The following is a 16800-nucleotide window of genomic DNA, read 5'->3' on the forward strand; positions in this document are numbered from 1 at the left end:
CCGAACGGGTGACGCCGGATTCGGGAAGTGCGGCGATCTGGTCGATGACGGCCCCGGCGCTGGCCCCGCACAGTGGAGGCATGGACTCGTCTGGGAGCTGGATCGTGGGTGCCATCATCGGCGCCGAGATCGCGTTCTGGGTTCTGCTCGTGTTCGGGCTGCTCGCTCGTTACGCACTCAAGCTGAAACGGACCAGCACGGCCCTGCTGCTCAGCGTGCCACTCGCCGATCTGGTGGTGATCATCCTGGTGGGCCGCGATCTCTCCCGCGGTTCCGAGCCCACCTCCGTCCACGGGCTTGCCGCGGTCTACCTGGGCTTCAGCGTCGGATTCGGGCGCTACATCATCAGCCGAGCCGATGCGTGGTTCGCTCATCGATTCGCCGGCGGCCCCAGACCCTCACGTCCTCCACGGACAGGGCCCGCCAAGGTCCGGCGCGAGTGGCAAGACTGGCTGCGCGTGCTGACGGCCTGGGCCATCGCCGTGCCCGCCTTGCTGATCATGAAGGCGTTCTCCGGCTGGTCGTGGCCCTCGTCGATGGAGGAGTTCTGGACTGACGAGCTGTGGTCCTGGGTGACGCGACTCACCCTCATCAACATCGTTTGGCTGCTCACCGGCCCCGTCTACACCACCATCTTCCAATCACGATACGTCCCTGAAGAACCCGAGACTCGCACCAAGGAGAACGCATGATCACAGCAAACAATCGCATCGGGATCGGCCCCTGGTCATTCGATGCCGGCCCCTTCGCGATCATCCTCCTCGTCATCATCATCGGAATCGTCGTCTACTACATCCGCAAAGACGACTGAGCTGCTCGCCGTGAGGCGGTACCCCCGTGGCGACGAGTCAGATCCTCTGACACGCAGGTCAACCGCGTCTTCACGCCTTCGAGGCGTTCCCAAATCTCACGATGGAGCGCACTCATGCCTCGTTCAATCCACGTTGGCTGACACGAACTCGGCCAGAACCTCCTCACCCACACACACAATCGCCCTCGTCGTCGATCTTGTCCGCCGCACCGACGGTGAGATCCCGGAAATCGGTGCCGGCGACGGCGCACTGACCAAACCCTGGCGCAGCTGGGACTCGACTCACCGCCATCGAGCTCGACGAGGACCGCGCGCCGTTTCGCCCCGGGAGCTGCCCAATGTCGCATTGAAAATTGAAATACGCCGATGCCCTCTCCCGCCAGCTTCACGAGCCGGTGATCGTCGGCAACATCCCCTTCCACCTCACCACCCCGCTCCTGCGGCGACTGCTGAACACCCGCACATGGTCGGGCGCGATCCTCCTCACCCAATGGGAAGTCGCACGAAAACACGCCGCCGTCGGCGGCAGCACCCTGATGACCGCACAATCCGCCCCCTGGTTCAGCTTCCACCTCCACGCACGCCTACCCTCCCGGGGATTCACGCCCCGTCCGAGCGCTTCGTCAGTCGCCTCTTCACGGGACGCGGCGGAGCCGTGGACGGGATCATGCCCCTCGAAGGGGAAGCGCCTGTCGGGCTCTCGGACGGCCTCGCCGGACAGGTCGATGCGGCAGGGTTCAAGCTGTAACTCGTCGAACACGAGGGGTCGATCCACGGCGCGAACGGGCTCATCAATTACACGCCCAAGACGGTATCGGTGCCGGAGAATATGGAGCCCGCCGCGCGGGTGAAAACCCACGTACACGAGCTTGGGCATGTGCTGATGCACGGCCCGGACGAGGCGCGGCGGAAACGGAGAGGTCCAGGCCGAGGCCGAGTCGGTTGCGTTGAATGTGTCCACGTGGGCAGTGCGTGTGGATGGCAACGAGCCGGCCGAGGTCGCCAAGGCCACCGGAGAGCGGGTCCGCAAGACCGCGCTGGGGATCCTTGGCATGCCCGCCGACCTCGGCGATCTCCACAACCGATGCAAACCCACTGAACGCCGCATCCACAACCGCGCCCTGTTCGACCGCATCATCATCGACGAGGACGAGGACATCAGCGCCGTCCCTGCCGAGCCCGCCGCTGAGGTCCTTGCCCGCGTCTACACCGACGCCCTGGAGGAAGTCACCGCAGAAAACGAAACTCGCCCCGCCATCAGGCGGGGCAAGTTTCGTTTTTCTCATCCTACGTGGAGGTGGCGGGAATCGAACCCGCGTCCTATGGCGGTTTGGCAGGGCTTCTCCGGGCGCAGTGCACGTTGTCTCTGCTCGGCCCCAGGATTCATGTGCACAAGATCCTGTGACGGGCCCAGTCACTGTGAGATGTCCCGCGCGACCCCGTGACCGGGTCGGTTGGTGATCCTCCTAGTCGATGCCAGGGTCCGGGCCGGAGGCCTCCCGGTCTGACAGACTCGCTCTACTGCTTAGGCAGCGAGAGCGAAGTCGCGCTGATTGGATTCGGCGCTTATTGGTTTACGACGCATGGTTAACGAGATCATCGTCGCCTTTCTCGGCCCGCTTCACCTGTCGCGACGTCCACAGTCGAGACCATTCACCCCCGTGATGGGGATGACGCTGGTGACAGCGTCAGTTCACCCTATTGAGTTGTCGGTCGTTCATTGTACGTCGGTGCAACCGCCGCACGCGAGCGCTTATTCCGGCGCGGGGTCACGCTCGATCACCCGGCAGGCATCGTCGATGAACGTGGCGAGCCGCTGCGGGTCGCTCAGCACCGTCAGGTGGTTCTTGCCCGGCCAGACAGTCAGTCGTCCCTGCGGCGCGGCCGCCAGGAACTGCTTCTCGTGCAGCCTCATCTGGTCGAAGGTGCCGTTCAGGAACCAGGTCGGACCGCCGTACGCGGCGACGTCCGACAACGAATCGAGAGCGGTGATCTCGCGGACGGCGTCCCCGAACGACGCGGTGGCGAACCCACCCTCCATCACGGCGTCCGACAGCTCGGGCGGGACCATGCGGCGCATCGCTCGCTCAGTCGCTCTGTCGTACCGATCGGGTGCGCGCTGCGCGAGCGCTGCGGCCGCCGAGTAGACGACGCCGGCGCGGGTCCCGGGCTTCGCGGTGCAGCCGATCGCCACGATCCCGGCGATCCGCGGCTGCCCGATGCGAGCACCGGCCGCGAGGGCGAGGTAGCCGCCCATCGACACTCCGGCCAGCAGCGCGCGCCCACCGACCTCAGCGATGGCGCGGTCGACCGCCTCGATACAGCCTTCGACAGTGAAGGGCTCCTCCCGCAAAGCGCCGTGCCCAGGCATGTCCGGAGAGCGTACGTCGCGGCTACGGCCGAGGATCGCCGAGGTGGGCCGCCACATGGCTCCGGAAAGCCGGATTCCGTGCAGCAGGGCGACGGGCAGGCTGTCGGTCACGCCCCTCAACCTACTGGGCGAGTGGTTCGATGCCGTCGGGCAGGGCGTCGCGTAGGACGCCGGCAATGTCGTCGATCAGGTCGCGCTGCACGCTGGAGCGGCGGCGCACCAACGCGATCTCCCGGTAGGGCACGGGTTCGGTGAGGTCGCGCAGCACGATCCGCGGGTTGTCCACCACTGGAGGCATCACCGACAGCCGCGGCATCAGGGTGACACCGACCCCGCCGGCGACCATGTGCCGGAGGGTCTCCAGGCTGGTCGCCTGGAATCCCTTGCGTTCCTGGACACCGGCCATCCGGCACACCTCGAGCGCCTGGTCGCGCAGGCAGTGGCCGTCACTGAGCAGTAGTAGATCACCGTTGACGGCGGCCGTGGTCTGCACCGGGGCGGGCAGGTCCGCCAGCGGGTGCCCGGCCGGCGCGGCGAGCACGAACTGCTCACGAAACAGCGGCTCGACGTGCAGCGACTCGTCGTTGACCGGCATCGCGACGAGGGCTGCGTCCAGTGCGCCCTCGCGCATCTGCCTCAGGAGCACCTCGGTCTTCTCCTCGACCAGGAGCACCTCGAGGTCGGGGTAGGCGCGGTGCAGATCGCCGATGACGTGCGGCAGCAGGTACGGCGCGAGCGTCGGAAATGCCCCGAGCCGCACCGAACCGGAGTGCGGGTGCTTTGCGCTGCGGGCGATGTCGCGGATCTCTGCGGCCTCGCCGAGGATCCGGCGAGCGCGCCGTACGACGCGCTCGCCGACCTCAGTGAACAGCACCTGCCGGGAGCCGCGCTCGACGAGGTCGACGCCGAGCTCGGTCTCCATCTTGCGGATCTGCGTCGACAGCGTCGGCTGGCTGCAGTAGCTCGCTTCGGCGGCGCGTCCGAAGTGCCGGTGCTCGTGCAGAGCCACCAGGTACTCCAGGTCGCGGATGTTCACACCGCAACCCCGATCCCGGCCTCCGCCGGTACGTCGCTGCGGATCAGGTGATCGAACGCGCTCAACGCGGCCGTGGCGCCGGCACCCATGGAGATGACGATCTGCTTGTACGGCGTCGTCGTCGCGTCACCCGCGGCGAAGATGCCGGGGATGTTGGTCGCCCCGCGCTCGTCGATGGCGATCTCCAGCCGCTCGGAGAGCGTGACGCCGGAGTCCTTGAGCCACTCGGTGACCGGTAACAGGCCGATCTGGATGAACACGCCGCTGACGTCGATCTGCTTCGCCTGGCCGGTCAGGCGGTCCTCGTAAGCGAGGCCGGTAACCTCGTCGCCGTCCCCGAGAATCTCGGTGGTGCGGGCGGAGAGGACGACGTCGACGTTCGGCAGCGAATGCAGCTTGCGGACCAGCACGTCGTCCGCGCGCAACTCGTCGAGGAACTCGATCACGGTGACGTGGTCGACGACGCCGGCCAGGTCGATCGCGGCCTCGATGCCGGAGTTGCCGCCGCCGACGACCGCGACCGGCTTGCCCTTGAACAGCGGGCCGTCGCAGTGCGGACAGAAGGTGACGCCCTTGTTGCGGTACTCGTCCTCACCGGGGACGCCGAGGGTGCGCCAGCGGGCTCCGGTGGCGAGGATGACCGACTTGGCGCTCAGGACGCCGCCGCCCTCGAACTCGACCTGGTGCAGGCCGCCGTCGCGGGCCGGGCGCAGCGCGCTCGCGCGGACGTTCTTGACCTGGTCGATGTCGTACTGGCTCATGTGCTCGCCGAGCGCGGCCGCGAGCTGCGGGCCCTCGGTGTGGCCGACGGAGATGAAGTTCTCGATCGACATGGTGTCGAGCACCTGGCCGCCGACCCGCTCGCCGACGATGCCGGTGCGGATTCCCTTGCGGGCGGCGTAGATCGACGCGGCCGCACCAGCCGGGCCGGCGCCGACGACGAGGACGTCGTACGGCTCGCGCTCGTTCAGCGACTCGGCGGTGCGGGCGCCGGCGGACTCGTCCAGCTTGGCGACGAAGTCGGCGATGTCCATGCGGCCGGAGGCGAACTCCTCGCCGTTGAGGTAGACGGTCGGGACGGCGCGGATCTTGCGCTCGTTGACCTCGTCCTGGAACAGCGAGCCCTCGACGGCCACGTGCTTGATGCGGGGGTTGATCACCGACATGGTGTTCAGCGCCTGCACGACGGTCGGGCAGTTCTGGCAGCTCAGCGACATGTAGGTAACGAACTCGTAGTCGCCGTCGAGGTCCTTGACCGCGTCGATCAGCGACTGCTCCTCCTTGATGGTGTGACCGCCGACGTGCAGCAGCGCGAGCACCAGCGAGGTGAACTCGTGCCCGAGCGGGAGCCCGGCGAAGCGGACCGAGATGTCGGTTCCGGTGCGGACGATGGCGAAGGACGGCTTGCGGGCGTCGTCGTCGACGCGGACGTGGGTGACCTTGTCGGAGCAGCCGGCGATCTGGTCGAGCATCTCGGCCATCTCGCGGGACTTCGGCTGAGTGTCGTCGAGGCTGCTGTGCAGCTCGATCGGCTCGCGGACGAGCTCGAGGTACTGGGTCAGCTGGGCGATGAGGTCGGCATCGAGCATGGTGATCTCCAAGGGCGGGCGCAGGGTGTGCGAGTGCTGAGTTCTGCCGTGGGTTGATCAGGGACAAGGAGGATTAACCCGGGGCAACCCACCGCAGATCCGAGGGCGCTGGTGGGGTGGTTCCGGGGCTCTCGTGGAGCCCCGGAACCGGATGGTGCTGAAGTACGGGTCTCTAGATCTTGCCCACGAGGTCGATGCCCGGCTTCAGGGTCGCCGCCGCCTCTTCCTCTTCCCACTTGGCCGGGCAGACCTCGCCCGGGTGGTTGCGCACGTACTGCGCGGCCTTGACCTTGCGGACCAGCTCGGCGGCGTTGCGGCCGACGCCCTCGCAGGTGACCTCCATCGCCTGGATGACGCCGTCCGGGTCGATCAGGAACGTGGCGCGGTCGGCCAAGCCCTGGCCCTCACGCATGTTCTGGAAGTTGTTGGTGATGACGCCGTTCGGATCGCCGAGCATGAAGTAGTCGATCTTCTTGATCTCGGCCGAGGCGTCGTGCCACGCCTTGTGCACGAAGTGGGTGTCGGTCGAGACGGAGTACACCTCGACGCCGATCTTCTGCAGCTCGTCGTAGTAGTCGGCGAGGTCGGCCAGCTCGGTCGGGCAGACGAAGGTGAAGTCGGCCGGGTAGAAGAAGAAGATCGCCCACTTGCCGAGGACGTCCTGCTCGGAGACCTCGACGAAGTCCTTCTCGGTCGCCTTGTAAGCGGTGGTCTTGAAGGGAAGGATCTTGGTGTTGATCAGGGACATGGTGAAGCGAGTCTCCATTCGATTGAGTGACGGAGCGCTCTTGGCGCTATCAACACTCTATATCGAAATGGAGACAATCGAGAGGCGTTGGCTATGTGCCAATGCTCACCCAGCGTCGCCTATCCTCATCAGCCGGGCGCCGTTGGTCCACAGGACCTGACGGAGCCACTCGTCCCCGAAGCCCAGCCGGTCGAGGGCCTCGAGCTGGTGGGCGTACGGGTAGGGAATGTTCGGGAAGTCCGATCCGAGCACGACCTTGTCGCCGAGCTCGGCCAGCCGCCATAGATAGGTATCCGGCAGCCGGGCGAAGCTGTTGGTGAAGTCGGTGCCGGCCATCGTGGTGTCGAGGTGGACGTTCTCGAACTCCTCGGCGAGATCGGCGAACTTGTCGTACTCCCCCATGCCCAGGTGCGCGATGACGAGCGTGAGCCTCGGGTGCTTGTCGAGGACGGCGCGCACCCGCTCGCTGCCGGTGTACTCTCCCGGGACCGGCTTGGAGCCGGCGTGGATGACGACCGGGGCACCGGCGTCCTCAAGCAGCTCCCAGGCCGGCCACAACTGATCGTCGTCCGGCGCGTACTTGCCCACCTGCACGTGCATCTTGAACAACCACGCACCGCGGCCCAGCGCCTGGCGCACGTATCGCTCGACGTCCGGCTCGGGGTAGAGCGTGCCGCAGTGGACGGCGTCCGGCACCCGCTTGGCGAAGTCCGCGCACCAGATGTTCAGCCACTCGGCCATCCCTGGCTTGTGCGGATAGCTCAGCGCCGGGATCGCCTTCATGCCGAAGGACCGGCACAGCTCCAGACGCCGCTCTTCGGAAAACCGATAGTGGATCGGCCAGCGCATGCCGTAGTGCCGATCGGCGCTGTCGAAGTAGTCCCACACCTTGGCGAGCATGCTCTCAGGCAGGAAGTGAACGTGGATGTCCGCCAGCCCGGGGATCTCGAGCCGCTTGAGGTAGTCCGGGATCGCGCCGTCGCTCTTCGGTGGGTTCATGACCCCAACCTATAGGCCGAGCCGCATCCGCCAGCGGACGCCACCACCCGAAAAACCCGATGATCGAGCGCGGCTCACATGCCCTTGTACCTGCGTCCGATTTCGCGGCGGATCTCCTTCTCGGCGTCCCGCTTGGCGATGTCCTGGCGCTTGTCCCATTCCTTCTTGCCCTTGCCCAGACCGATCTCGACCTTGACCTTGCCGTCTTTGAAGTACATCGACAGCGGCACCAGCGACAGGCCGCCCTCGCGGACCTTCTGGGCGATCTTGTCGATCTCCTTGGCGTGCAGCAGCAGCTTGCGGGTACGGCGCGGCATGTGGTTGGTCCACGAGCCCTGGGTGTACTCCGGGATGTGCACGTGGTGCAGGAAGACCTCGCCGTCGGTGACCATGCCGAAGGAGTCGGCGAGGCTCGCCCGGCCAGCGCGCAACGACTTCACCTCGGTGCCCTGCAGGACTATCCCGGCCTCGTAGACGTCCGAGATTGCATAGTCGTGACGCGCCCGCTTGTTGCTGGCGATCAGCTTCTTTCCGCTCTCCTTGGGCATTAGGCCATTCTCCCACGCCTCGTAAAGCGCAATTGCCGCCGCGCCCTGGCGGGGCACAGCGGCAGTCGCGGGTGATTCGGTGGGGTGGCTCAGGTGCGGACGTACAGCCGCAGCGTGAGCCACGCGGTGATAGCAGCCAATATGACGCCGGCACCTGCGATCAGCGGCGAGACCGCCCAGATGTCGGAGGCGTAGACCGGCGGGATGGTGCCGCGTTCGACGATGCTGGCGAAGGCGCCCTCGAACAGCAGCCGCTTGAGCATGAACAGGCCGCCGATCGCCAAACCCGCACCGATCAAGCCGGCCACCATCGCCTCCAGCACGAACGGCACCTGGGTGTACCACCGGGAGGCGCCGACCAGACGCATGATGCCGGTCTCGGTGCGTCGGGTGAACGCGGCGAGCTGGACGGTGTTCGAGATCAGCAGCAGCGCGGCGACCGCGCCCGCGATGGCGATGGCGATGACCGCGCTGCGCAGGCCGTTGAGCACCGAGAACAGCCGGTCGAGAATCTCGCCCTCGTCGCGCACCGAGTCCACGCCGGGATCAAAGGTCGGGACGCCACCGACCTCCGAGGCGGTGAACGCCTCAGCGATCGCCTCGTAGTTCTCCGGGTCGACCAGACCGACCCGGTAGGACTCTGGAATCGCCTCCTTGGGCGTGTTCTTCACCAGATCCGGCTGCGACTCGAACTGCTTCTTGAAGCGCTCGTAGGCCTCGTCCTGGGACTCGTAGGTCACGTCGCGGACGACGTCCTTCGATTTCAGGTCATCGAGCTTGGCCTCGATCGCGCTCTTCTCCTCATCGGTGACCTCATCGGTCAGGAAGATCGAGACCTGGACCTTGTCGTAGTAGATGTCCTTCATCGCGTCGATCTCGCGCTTGATCAGCAGACCGGTACCGAGCAGGCCCAGCGAGATCGCCGTGGTGAGGATCATGGCGATGGTCATCGTCAGGTTTCGACGTAGACCCGTGCCCACCTCGGACAGGATGAACTTCAGACGCATTGGTTCCTCGTGGGTCGGTGGCTACCGTAGTCGCTAGCCAGCGGGAAGAAGCGGGCTTGGTTTAGCGGCCGACGCCGTAGACGCCGCGGCTCTGGTCGCGCATCAACTGGCCGTTGTCCAGCTCGATGACTCGGCGGCGCATCGCGTCGACGATGTTGGAGTCGTGGGTGGCCATCAGGACGGTGGTGCCGGTGCGGTTGATTCGCTCGAGCAGCAGCATAATGTCCTGGCTGGTCTCGGGGTCGAGGTTGCCGGTCGGCTCGTCGGCCAGCAGCACCAGGGGGCGGTTGACGAAGGCGCGCGCGATCGCCACGCGCTGCTGCTCGCCGCCGGAGAGCTCGTGGGGCATCCGGTCGGCCTTGCCCTCCAGGCCGACGAGGTCCAGGACCTCGGGGACGACCTTGCGGATCGTGTTGCGGGGCTTGTTGATCACCTGCAGCGCGAACGCGATGTTCTCGGCGACGGTCTTGTTCTTCAACAGGCGGAAGTCCTGGAAGACGCAGCCCATGGTGCGGCGCAGCTTGGGCACCTGCCAGCGGCTCATCTTGTTCAGGTGCTTGCCGTTGACGTGGACGTCGCCCTTGGAGGGGGTCTCCTCGCGCAGCAGCAGGTTCAGGAAGGTCGACTTGCCCGAGCCCGAGGGGCCGATGAGGAAGACGAACTCACCCTTGTCGATCTGCACGGAGACGTCATCCAGCGCAGCGCGCGTGGACGTCGAGTAGAACTTGCTGACGTTATCGAGGCGAATCACAACCGGATATCCTACAGTTCCGTTATCAATTTGTAGTCAAACGAGCGCGGTTTCACATATCGCCCCAGTTTCACATATCGCCCCACCCGTCCCACCCGCCGAGCAGCTGCGTAGGCCTGGCCCGCCCGTCGTACGCCGTACGCCGTACGTACGATCGTCCCTATGAGCGAGTCCATGAGCGGCACCGAGGCCTACTATCTGCCCGTCGGCGGGGGTTCCTATCAGGCGACCTACGCGACCATGAGCCCGTGGGAGCCGACCGCGCAGCACGGCGGTCCACCGTCGGCGCTGCTGGCCCACGAGATGACCGCGCTGGTCGAGCCGTCGATGCGCCTGGGCCGGCTGGCGGTGGACTTTCTTGGCCCGATTCCGCGTGCCGAGTGCCTGGTGGAGGCACGGATCACCAAGCCCGGACGGCGCGTCTGTCGCGCCGAGGCGAGCCTGTCGGTCGGCGGGAAGGTGGCGGTTGCCGCGAGCGCCTGGTTTCTCGCGACCGGGCCGAGGCCGCCCTCGGAGGGCGTGCACGACTTCGACGTCCCCCCGCTGCCCGACGAGCAGGAGCAGTCCTACTTCCCTGGGTTGCGCGACTGGGGGTACGGCGAGTCGATCGAGTGGCGGTTCGCCAGCGGCGCTTACGACGCGCCGGGGCCGGCACAGGTGTGGTGCCGCCCCCTGGTCCCGCTCGTCGCTGGGCGCGAGATGACCGGCCTGGAGCGCGCCATCGTCGTCGCCGACTCGGCGAACGGGCTGTCGAACGAGCTGCCGCTCGGCGAGTGGCTGTTCATCCCGCCCGCGATGACCTTCACCTCGTTCCGGGCGCCGTCCGGCCCGTGGGTCTACATGGAGGCCGTCACCACCCTTGCCGACGACGGGCTGGGCCTGTCCAACGGGTTGATCGGGGACGCCGACGGGATGTGCGGCGTGGTGAACCAGCCTCTGCTCATCGCGCCGACCTGATCCACCCCACTGCTCGGCCGGTCACGCAGCAGTGACGCCAGTGCGTCCTCGACGAGGTCGAGCGCAGCGAGACGACGGTGTACATCGACCCGCGCCCCACGCTGGACCGCTTTCTGGTTCGGCTCGGGGGTAGGCGGCTCACGTGCGGCGCTGGCAGCCGCCGCACCAGTAGAGATTCCGACCGGCGAGCACCCTGGTGCGGACCCGCGACCCGCACCGCGGACAGGGCTCACCATCGTGCTGATAGACGTAGTTCGGCCGGTCGTACTCCGGCTTGATCCGCCCGGTGGCGATGTCCCGCTCGGCGGCCTCGAGGTCCTCCTCGACCGTGATGATCCGCCCGGTCTGGACGCCGACCGCCATCAGCCGCACGAGGTCGCTCCACATCGCATCGAACGACGTCCGCTTGATCCGCTTGCCTGCGTACGCCGGGCCGACCCGCTGCCGGAACAGCACCTCGCACCGGTAGATGTTGCCGATGCCGGCGATCACGGTCTGGTCCATGAGCAGCTCCGCGATGCTCTTGCCGCTGCGGTGGATCCGCTCCCACGCCGGTACCGGGTCCGCGCCGGGCTGAATGGGATCCGGGCCCTGCCGAGTCACGAGCGCATCGACCTCTTCGGGCGTCACCAGGTCGCACACCATCGGTCCGCGCAGGTCCGCCACGCGATGCTCGTTCAGGAGACGCAGCCGGACGACGCCGTTGACCGGCGGCTCGATCCCAACGACAGGGGCGATCTGGAACTTTCCGATCAGACCGAGATGCACGTGGATGGTCTGCCCGCCGACCTCGACGAACAGCAGCTTGCCATGCGCCCAGGCGCGCTCGAAGAGGCGCCCGTCGACCAGCGCGGCGGACTCCGCGAACCGCCCCTGCGGGCTGGTGACCTGTGGCATGGTGCCGGCGAACGCCTCGTTCAGCTCGCGGGCCAGCCGGTGAAGAGTGTGGCCTTCGGGCACGCTAGTACGACCTGGGCAGGCCGAGCTCGCGCTCGGCGATGTAGTTGAGCACCATCTGGTTGTTGACCGGCGCGATCCGCATCAGCCGGGACTCGAGGAAGAACCGGCCGATGTGGTACTCGCGAGCGAAGCTGTAGCCGCCGAAGGTCTGCATCGCCCGGTCCGCGCACTCGAACGCGGCCTCGCTGGCGAGGTACTTTGCTGCGTTGGCGTAGGTCCCGACCTCGCCGGCGCCCTGGGCTGCGTACTGCTCGGCGCCCTCGTACAGCACGTTGGCGGCGGCGACCAGCTTGAGGAAGGAATCGGCCATGGGGTGGGCGACGGCCTGGTTCTTGCCGATCGGACGGTCGAAGACCATCCGCTCCTTGGCGTACGTCGTCGCGGCGTCCAGCGCCCAGCGGCCCATGCCGAGAGATTCGGAGGCCAGCATCAGCCGTTCGGAGTTCAGGCTGTGCAGCAGGTGGTAGAAGCCGCGGCCCTTCTCCCCCACGATGTCCTCATCGCGCACCGGGTGGTCCTCGAAGAACACCTCGGCGGAGGCGACCGCATTGCGGGCGATCTTCTTGATCGGCTGGATCTTGACGGTGTCGGCCTTCAGGTCGGTGAGGAAGAGGGTGAGCCCGAGCGCCTGGTTCTCCTGGGCATCTGGAGTGTGGGTGCGGGTCAGCACCATGATCTTGTCGCCGCGCAATGCACCGGAGTTCCAGACCTTGCCGCCGTTGATCAGGTAGCGGCCCGGCTCGGTCTCGCGGGCGAAGGTGCGGATCTTGGTGGTCTGGGTTCCGGCGTCCGGCTCGGTGACGCCGAAGGTCACATAGAGCTCGCCGGAGGCGATGGCCGGGAGGACCTCGTTCTTCTGCTGCTCGGTGCCGAAGGCCGTGATGGCGGCCAGGCTCAGCATCGGGATGTGCACCGTCGAGCAGCCGTTCATCGCCGCGCCCGAGTACGCGATCTCCTCGAGGATGGCGCACATGTCTGCGATCTGGCCGCCGTCCCCGCCGTACTCCTCGGGCACCAGCACGCCCATGAACCCGGCCTTGGCGAATGCCTGGAAGAACTCCTCCGGGAACTGGTCGTCGCCGTCGTGCTGCTCCCAGTACTCGAGTGAGAACTTCGAGGTCAACGCGCGCACCGCCTCTCGGAGATCAGCATTGAGCTGCAGATGCGGGAATCGCGCGGTCATCGGAGCACCTCTCGTTGGCCGGTTTCTCGTTCATCGGCCCCCTGAACGTACGCCGGAAGGTCCTCGGGCCGACACCCGCCGCACGGCGAAGGCGCCGTCGAGGTCGGGAACCACTAGCCTCTCGTCACGCGTGCGTGTTCGGCGTGCGCCTTCTCCAGCAGCTCGGTGAGCTCCTGGTCGCGATGCGCCGGCTCGCGCACCTCCGGCGACATCGAGCGCAGGAAGGCCTCGTAAGAGACCATCCGCTGGTAGGTGCGCTCGCGCATCTCGGGATCGGTCTCGTAGTCGAGGTCGAGGTAGTTCCTGGCCAGCCGCCGGGAGTTGTGGATGGCGGTCTGCGCCTTGCCCTTCGGGCTCAGCAGTGAGGCCAGCACCGTGACCAGCAGGACGCCGACGATGACCGTGAGCGACAGCCGCGTCGTGATCTCGACAACCGGAACCGGCTGCCCGTCGTTGATGAACGGCAGGTTGTTCTCGTGCAGTGCGTGCAGGATCAGCTTCACGCCGATGAAGGCGAGGATCACGGCCAGGCCGTACGAGAGGTAGATGAGCCGGTCGAGCAGACCGTCCAGCAAGAAGTAGAGCTGACGCAGGCCCATGAGCGAGAACGCCGTGGCCGTGAAGACGATGAAGACGTTCGTCGTCAGCCCGTAGATCGCCGGGATCGAGTCGAGCGCGAACAGGATGTCGGTGCCGCCGATCGCGATCATCACCAGCAGCATCGGCGTCATGACCTTCTTGCCGTTCTCGACGGTGAACAACTTATCGCCGTCGTAGCGGTCCGAGGTGTGGAAGATCTTGCGGGCGATGCGGATGACGAAGTTGTCGACCTGCTCCTCCTCGTCGGAGCTCTCCTTCTTGAGCATGTTGCCGGCGGTCAGCAGCAGGATCAGGCCGAAGGCATAGAAGGCCCAGGCGAACTGCTCGATGATCGCCTTGCCGAGCAGGATGAACCCGGTGCGGGCGATGAGGGCGAAGACGATGCCGAACAGCAGCACCTTCTGCTGGTCCGCCCGCGGCACCTTGAAGGAGGCCATGATGATGAGGAAGACGAACAGGTTGTCGACCGACAGCGCCTTCTCGGTGATGTAGCCGGCGAAGTACTCCTCGCCCATGTTGCCGCCGCCGAAGATCCACACCGCGACGCCGAACAGCACCGCGATGCCTACGTAGATCGACGACCAGACCGCCGCCTCCCGCAACGTCGGGGTGTGCGCGACCCGCACGTGAAAGACGTAGTCGAAGATCAGCAGCGCCGCGATGAACGCGATCGTGATTCCCCAGACCCACCCGGGCACACCCATTCGATCATTCCTTTCACGCCGGCGGTACGACGAATCGACGTTACGCCCGGTTGGCTCTAGAGCGCCCGGCCCGGGCGCACTCACCAGCAAATGTCACACCATGAACACCCGTTGTTGTGTGACGCTTTCGGGCGACATCGCCCGATAGCGTCACACAACAACGGGTATCGGGCGGGAGGTTAGTCGGCCGAGGCGGTCTCGCGTTCCTTGCGCCACTTGATGCCGGCCTGCAGGAAGCCGTCGATGTCGCCATCGAAGACAGCCTGCGGATTGCCTACCTCGTAGTCGAAGCGCAAGTCCTTGACCATCTGATAGGGGTGGATGACGTACGAGCGCATCTGGTTGCCCCACGAATTGCCGCCGTCGCCCTTGAGCGCGTCGATCTTCGCCTGCTCCTGCTGGCGCTGGCGCTCGAGCAGCTTGGCCTGCAGCACCGCCATGGCGGTGGCGCGATTCTGCAGCTGCGAGCGCTCGTTCTGGCAGGAGACGACGATGCCGGTCGGCTCATGAGTGATGCGGACAGCGGAGTCGGTGGTGTTGACTCCCTGTCCGCCGGGACCAGAGGAGCGGTAGACGTCGACGCGGATCTCGTCGTCCGGGATCTCGACCGCCTCTGACTGCTCGACGACCGGGACGACCTCGACGCCGGCGAAGGAGGTCTGGCGGCGACCCTGGTTGTCGAACGGCGAGATGCGCACCAGCCGGTGGGTGCCCTGCTCGACCGAGAGGGTGCCGTAGGCGAAGGGGGCGTGGACGACGAACGTGGTCGACTTGATGCCGGCCTCCTCGGCGTACGACGTCTCGTAGACGTCGGTCTTGAAGCCGTTGTTCTCCGCCCACCGCAGGTACATGCGCATCAGCATCTCGGCCCAGTCCGCAGCGTCGACCCCCCCGGCCTCGGCCCGGATGGTGATCAGCGCGTCACGCTCGTCGTACTCCCCGGACAGCAGCGTGCGCACCTCGAGCTCGTCGATCTGCTGGCGGACGGCGGACAGCTCGCGGCCGACCTCGGCGGCGGTGTCGGCGTCGTCCTCGGCTTCGGCGAGCTCCTGCAGGACGGAGATGTCGTCGAGGCGCTGACGGATCTCCTCGACGCCTCGCACCTCAGACTGCAGGCGGGAGAGCTTGCTGGTGACCTGCTGGGCCTGGTCGGGATCGTCCCAGAGGTCGGGGCGACCGGCCTCCTTCTCGAGCTCGGTGATCTGAGCGCGCTTGCCGTCCAGGTCGAGCACCGCCTCGATGTTGCTCAGCGTGGCATCGAGTTCGGCGAGGTCGGTGGAGATATCGGCAGACACAATCACCTAGGTTACTGCGCGAACACGCGAGGGGCGTCGCACCGTGTGGTGCGACGCCCCTCGGCGGCGGGACTGCTCGTCAGCGCTTGTCGCCGTCGAACTTGTCCTTGATGTTCCCAATGGCCTCGCTGGCCTTGTCCTTGATGCCCGCCAGGCCTTCCTTGACGTCGCCCTTGGTGCCCTGGGCTGCGCCCTCGCCCTGGAGGCGCTCGTTATCGGTAGCGTCGCCAATGCTCTCCTTGGCTCCGCCGACGACCTGGTCCTTCTTGGCGTCGAACTTGTCACCCATCGACATACGCATTTCCCTTCGTCGAGCTGCCGGCTGATCGGCAGCATCCCTGGTCACCACCCTATTGACCCTCCGGTGAAAAGGGTGATGGCAAGGGCATACCCGGGTTGAATCCAGCACAAACCACACATCTGGGACTCGCCGGGGTCGCGGCTCTACTTCCAGACGACCGGCTCCCCGGGGGGGTCGGCCTTGGGCTCCGCGTAGGGGGTGTCGTCCTCGGCGAACCAGACCGCGACCATCTCCTTGTCGGGGTACATCACGAAGGTGCGGCAGCCCTCGACCGTCGTCCCGGCCTTGACCTCGTCGGGCATCTTGCCCCGCTCGCACTTGTCGAACGCGTTGCTGCCGCCCGCGCCTGTCTTGGGCAATCCGTGGTGCCAGTTGTCCCCCTGATCGACGCCGCTCAGCACCAGCCCCTCGGGGATGCCGGTCTCATTGACGAGGTCCGCGAGGGCCTTGTCATCGATCTCGTCGTAGGTGACCGAGAAGTCCACGAAGTACGCCGTGTACTCGGGCTCGTACTCGTGGTCCTCGATCTCGCTGATCTTCGCGAGGTCCTCGGCGGTGCCCTTCTCGGGCTCCTCGACGGTGATGGTGACGGTGTACTTTCCACCGCCGACTGTCTCGCGTTCGATGGTGGCGGATTCGCCGTAGGAGAGCTCGGTTCCGGGAGCGGTCGTGCCGCCGGCTTCATCAGAGCCTTTGCTGGTCTCGCCGGAATCGCTGCCACAGGCGGTGAGCCCGAGGACGACGGCCGAGCCGAGTGCGAGTGCGGCGAGGCGCGTGCGGGCCTGCCTCCGATAGATGGATGTGGCCATGTTGTGCTTCTTTCTGGAGCGCGGTTGGCCGGATGCGGTCGGTGCTGCCGGCCATGAAGATAAGCGATGGACGCCGGCGGCAACACCGTCGTTCCGGCAAGTCGTCGCATCGTGTGACCCGCAGCGGCGCC

General features: G+C 66.4%; 18 protein-coding genes and 1 other RNA gene. 4 read left to right on the forward strand and 15 right to left on the reverse strand.

The annotated features are described in order from the left end of the window. The first annotated feature begins 80 nt into the window (after nucleotides 1-80). The 3 genes from DAA40_RS04245 to DAA40_RS16960 all read left to right on the forward strand — a co-directional run bounded on the left by DAA40_RS04245 (nucleotide 81) and on the right by DAA40_RS16960 (nucleotide 1662). Nucleotides 81-692: a hypothetical protein gene (locus DAA40_RS04245; RefSeq protein WP_106848432.1), complete on the forward strand. Its 612-nt coding sequence runs from the start codon at nucleotides 81-83 to the stop codon at nucleotides 690-692. Beyond that, complete coding sequence (locus DAA40_RS16845) at nucleotides 689-811, forward strand: hypothetical protein (RefSeq protein ID WP_255413445.1); 123 nt, start codon at nucleotides 689-691, stop codon at nucleotides 809-811. The genes DAA40_RS04245 and DAA40_RS16845 overlap by 4 nt, the downstream gene beginning before the upstream one ends. A 395-nt stretch (nucleotides 812-1206) precedes the next feature. Further along, a complete protein-coding gene (locus tag DAA40_RS16960; protein ID WP_370430641.1) occupies nucleotides 1207-1662 on the forward strand; it encodes an rRNA adenine N-6-methyltransferase family protein in 456 nt (151 codons plus the stop codon). Between the two features lie 438 nt (nucleotides 1663-2100). On the opposite strand, the gene ssrA is transcribed toward DAA40_RS16960, so the two are convergent. From ssrA to ftsE, 9 genes are all read right to left on the reverse strand, one after another. Continuing rightward, nucleotides 2101-2472: a transfer-messenger RNA gene (gene ssrA / locus DAA40_RS04255) on the reverse strand. A 92-nt stretch (nucleotides 2473-2564) separates the two neighbouring features. After that, nucleotides 2565-3293, reverse strand: coding sequence for an alpha/beta fold hydrolase (locus tag DAA40_RS04260; protein ID WP_106848433.1), 729 nt, complete (start codon nucleotides 3291-3293; stop codon nucleotides 2565-2567). A 10-nt stretch (nucleotides 3294-3303) separates the two neighbouring features. Beyond that, a complete protein-coding gene (locus tag DAA40_RS04265; RefSeq protein ID WP_106848434.1) occupies nucleotides 3304-4218 on the reverse strand; it encodes a LysR substrate-binding domain-containing protein in 915 nt (304 codons plus the stop codon). Then, on the reverse strand, nucleotides 4215-5807 hold the full coding sequence (gene ahpF / locus DAA40_RS04270; RefSeq protein ID WP_106848435.1) for an alkyl hydroperoxide reductase subunit F: 1593 nt from the start codon (nucleotides 5805-5807) through the stop codon (nucleotides 4215-4217). The genes DAA40_RS04265 and ahpF overlap by 4 nt, the downstream gene beginning before the upstream one ends. Before the next feature lie 172 nt (nucleotides 5808-5979). Continuing rightward, nucleotides 5980-6555 (reverse strand): alkyl hydroperoxide reductase subunit C, encoded by a 576-nt coding sequence (gene ahpC, locus DAA40_RS04275; RefSeq protein WP_106849254.1) that lies wholly within the window; start codon nucleotides 6553-6555, stop codon nucleotides 5980-5982. 105 nt (nucleotides 6556-6660) lie between these two features. Next, nucleotides 6661-7554 (reverse strand): amidohydrolase family protein, encoded by an 894-nt coding sequence (locus DAA40_RS04280; protein ID WP_106848436.1) that lies wholly within the window; start codon nucleotides 7552-7554, stop codon nucleotides 6661-6663. Between the two features lie 74 nt (nucleotides 7555-7628). Continuing rightward, entirely contained in the window at nucleotides 7629-8102 is a 474-nt protein-coding gene (gene smpB / locus DAA40_RS04285) for an SsrA-binding protein SmpB (protein WP_106848437.1), read from the reverse strand. Between the two features lie 89 nt (nucleotides 8103-8191). Continuing rightward, entirely contained in the window at nucleotides 8192-9109 is a 918-nt protein-coding gene (gene ftsX / locus DAA40_RS04290) for a permease-like cell division protein FtsX (RefSeq protein WP_106848438.1), read from the reverse strand. Nucleotides 9110-9170: 61 nt separating this feature from the next. Beyond that, nucleotides 9171-9860 carry a cell division ATP-binding protein FtsE gene (ftsE, locus tag DAA40_RS04295; protein WP_106848439.1) on the reverse strand — a complete coding sequence of 230 codons (690 nt, stop codon included), beginning with the start codon at nucleotides 9858-9860 and terminating at the stop codon, nucleotides 9171-9173. A 162-nt stretch (nucleotides 9861-10022) separates the two neighbouring features. Here ftsE and DAA40_RS04300 point away from each other — a divergent pair, with 162 nt between their 5' ends. Beyond that, entirely contained in the window at nucleotides 10023-10817 is a 795-nt protein-coding gene (locus tag DAA40_RS04300; RefSeq protein WP_199849502.1) for a thioesterase family protein, read from the forward strand. A gap of 138 nt (nucleotides 10818-10955) precedes the next feature. On the opposite strand, the gene DAA40_RS04305 is transcribed toward DAA40_RS04300, so the two are convergent. From DAA40_RS04305 to DAA40_RS04330, 6 genes are all read right to left on the reverse strand, one after another. Beyond that, nucleotides 10956-11777 carry an Fpg/Nei family DNA glycosylase gene (locus DAA40_RS04305; protein WP_106848440.1) on the reverse strand — a complete coding sequence of 274 codons (822 nt, stop codon included), beginning with the start codon at nucleotides 11775-11777 and terminating at the stop codon, nucleotides 10956-10958. Between the two features lies 1 nt (nucleotide 11778). Continuing rightward, nucleotides 11779-12960 carry an acyl-CoA dehydrogenase family protein gene (locus tag DAA40_RS04310; RefSeq protein WP_106848441.1) on the reverse strand — a complete coding sequence of 394 codons (1182 nt, stop codon included), beginning with the start codon at nucleotides 12958-12960 and terminating at the stop codon, nucleotides 11779-11781. 113 nt (nucleotides 12961-13073) lie between these two features. After that, nucleotides 13074-14264 (reverse strand): TerC family protein, encoded by a 1191-nt coding sequence (locus DAA40_RS04315; protein WP_106848442.1) that lies wholly within the window; start codon nucleotides 14262-14264, stop codon nucleotides 13074-13076. A 179-nt stretch (nucleotides 14265-14443) separates the two neighbouring features. Next, complete coding sequence (prfB, locus tag DAA40_RS04320) at nucleotides 14444-15562, reverse strand: peptide chain release factor 2 (protein ID WP_106849256.1); 1119 nt, start codon at nucleotides 15560-15562, stop codon at nucleotides 14444-14446. A 76-nt stretch (nucleotides 15563-15638) separates the two neighbouring features. Then, nucleotides 15639-15860: a CsbD family protein gene (locus DAA40_RS04325; protein WP_234356234.1), complete on the reverse strand. Its 222-nt coding sequence runs from the start codon at nucleotides 15858-15860 to the stop codon at nucleotides 15639-15641. A gap of 143 nt (nucleotides 15861-16003) precedes the next feature. Next, nucleotides 16004-16669, reverse strand: coding sequence for a hypothetical protein (locus tag DAA40_RS04330; RefSeq protein ID WP_106848444.1), 666 nt, complete (start codon nucleotides 16667-16669; stop codon nucleotides 16004-16006). Between the last annotated feature and the right edge of the window lie 131 nt (nucleotides 16670-16800).

The organism is Blastococcus sp. Marseille-P5729, assembly GCF_900292035.1.
Lineage (GTDB): Bacteria > Actinomycetota > Actinomycetes > Mycobacteriales > Antricoccaceae > Cumulibacter.

What these genes read in the sequence shown, in the direction of transcription:
- DAA40_RS04245 (WP_106848432.1), top strand. Translation starts at nt 81, where the DNA reads ATGGACTCGTCTGGGAGCTGGATCGTGGGTGCCATCATCGGCGCCGAG.
- DAA40_RS16845 (WP_255413445.1), top strand. Translation starts at nt 689, where the DNA reads ATGATCACAGCAAACAATCGCATCGGGATCGGCCCCTGGTCATTCGAT.
- ahpF (WP_106848435.1), bottom strand. Translation starts at nt 5,807, where the DNA reads ATGCTCGATGCCGACCTCATCGCCCAGCTGACCCAGTACCTCGAGCTC.
- ahpC (WP_106849254.1), bottom strand. Translation starts at nt 6,555, where the DNA reads ATGTCCCTGATCAACACCAAGATCCTTCCCTTCAAGACCACCGCTTAC.
- DAA40_RS04280 (WP_106848436.1), bottom strand. Translation starts at nt 7,554, where the DNA reads ATGAACCCACCGAAGAGCGACGGCGCGATCCCGGACTACCTCAAGCGG.
- smpB (WP_106848437.1), bottom strand. Translation starts at nt 8,102, where the DNA reads ATGCCCAAGGAGAGCGGAAAGAAGCTGATCGCCAGCAACAAGCGGGCG.
- ftsX (WP_106848438.1), bottom strand. Translation starts at nt 9,109, where the DNA reads ATGCGTCTGAAGTTCATCCTGTCCGAGGTGGGCACGGGTCTACGTCGA.
- DAA40_RS04300 (WP_199849502.1), top strand. Translation starts at nt 10,023, where the DNA reads ATGAGCGAGTCCATGAGCGGCACCGAGGCCTACTATCTGCCCGTCGGC.
- DAA40_RS04310 (WP_106848441.1), bottom strand. Translation starts at nt 12,960, where the DNA reads ATGACCGCGCGATTCCCGCATCTGCAGCTCAATGCTGATCTCCGAGAG.
- DAA40_RS04315 (WP_106848442.1), bottom strand. Translation starts at nt 14,264, where the DNA reads ATGGGTGTGCCCGGGTGGGTCTGGGGAATCACGATCGCGTTCATCGCG.
- DAA40_RS04325 (WP_234356234.1), bottom strand. Translation starts at nt 15,860, where the DNA reads ATGCGTATGTCGATGGGTGACAAGTTCGACGCCAAGAAGGACCAGGTC.
- DAA40_RS04330 (WP_106848444.1), bottom strand. Translation starts at nt 16,669, where the DNA reads ATGGCCACATCCATCTATCGGAGGCAGGCCCGCACGCGCCTCGCCGCA.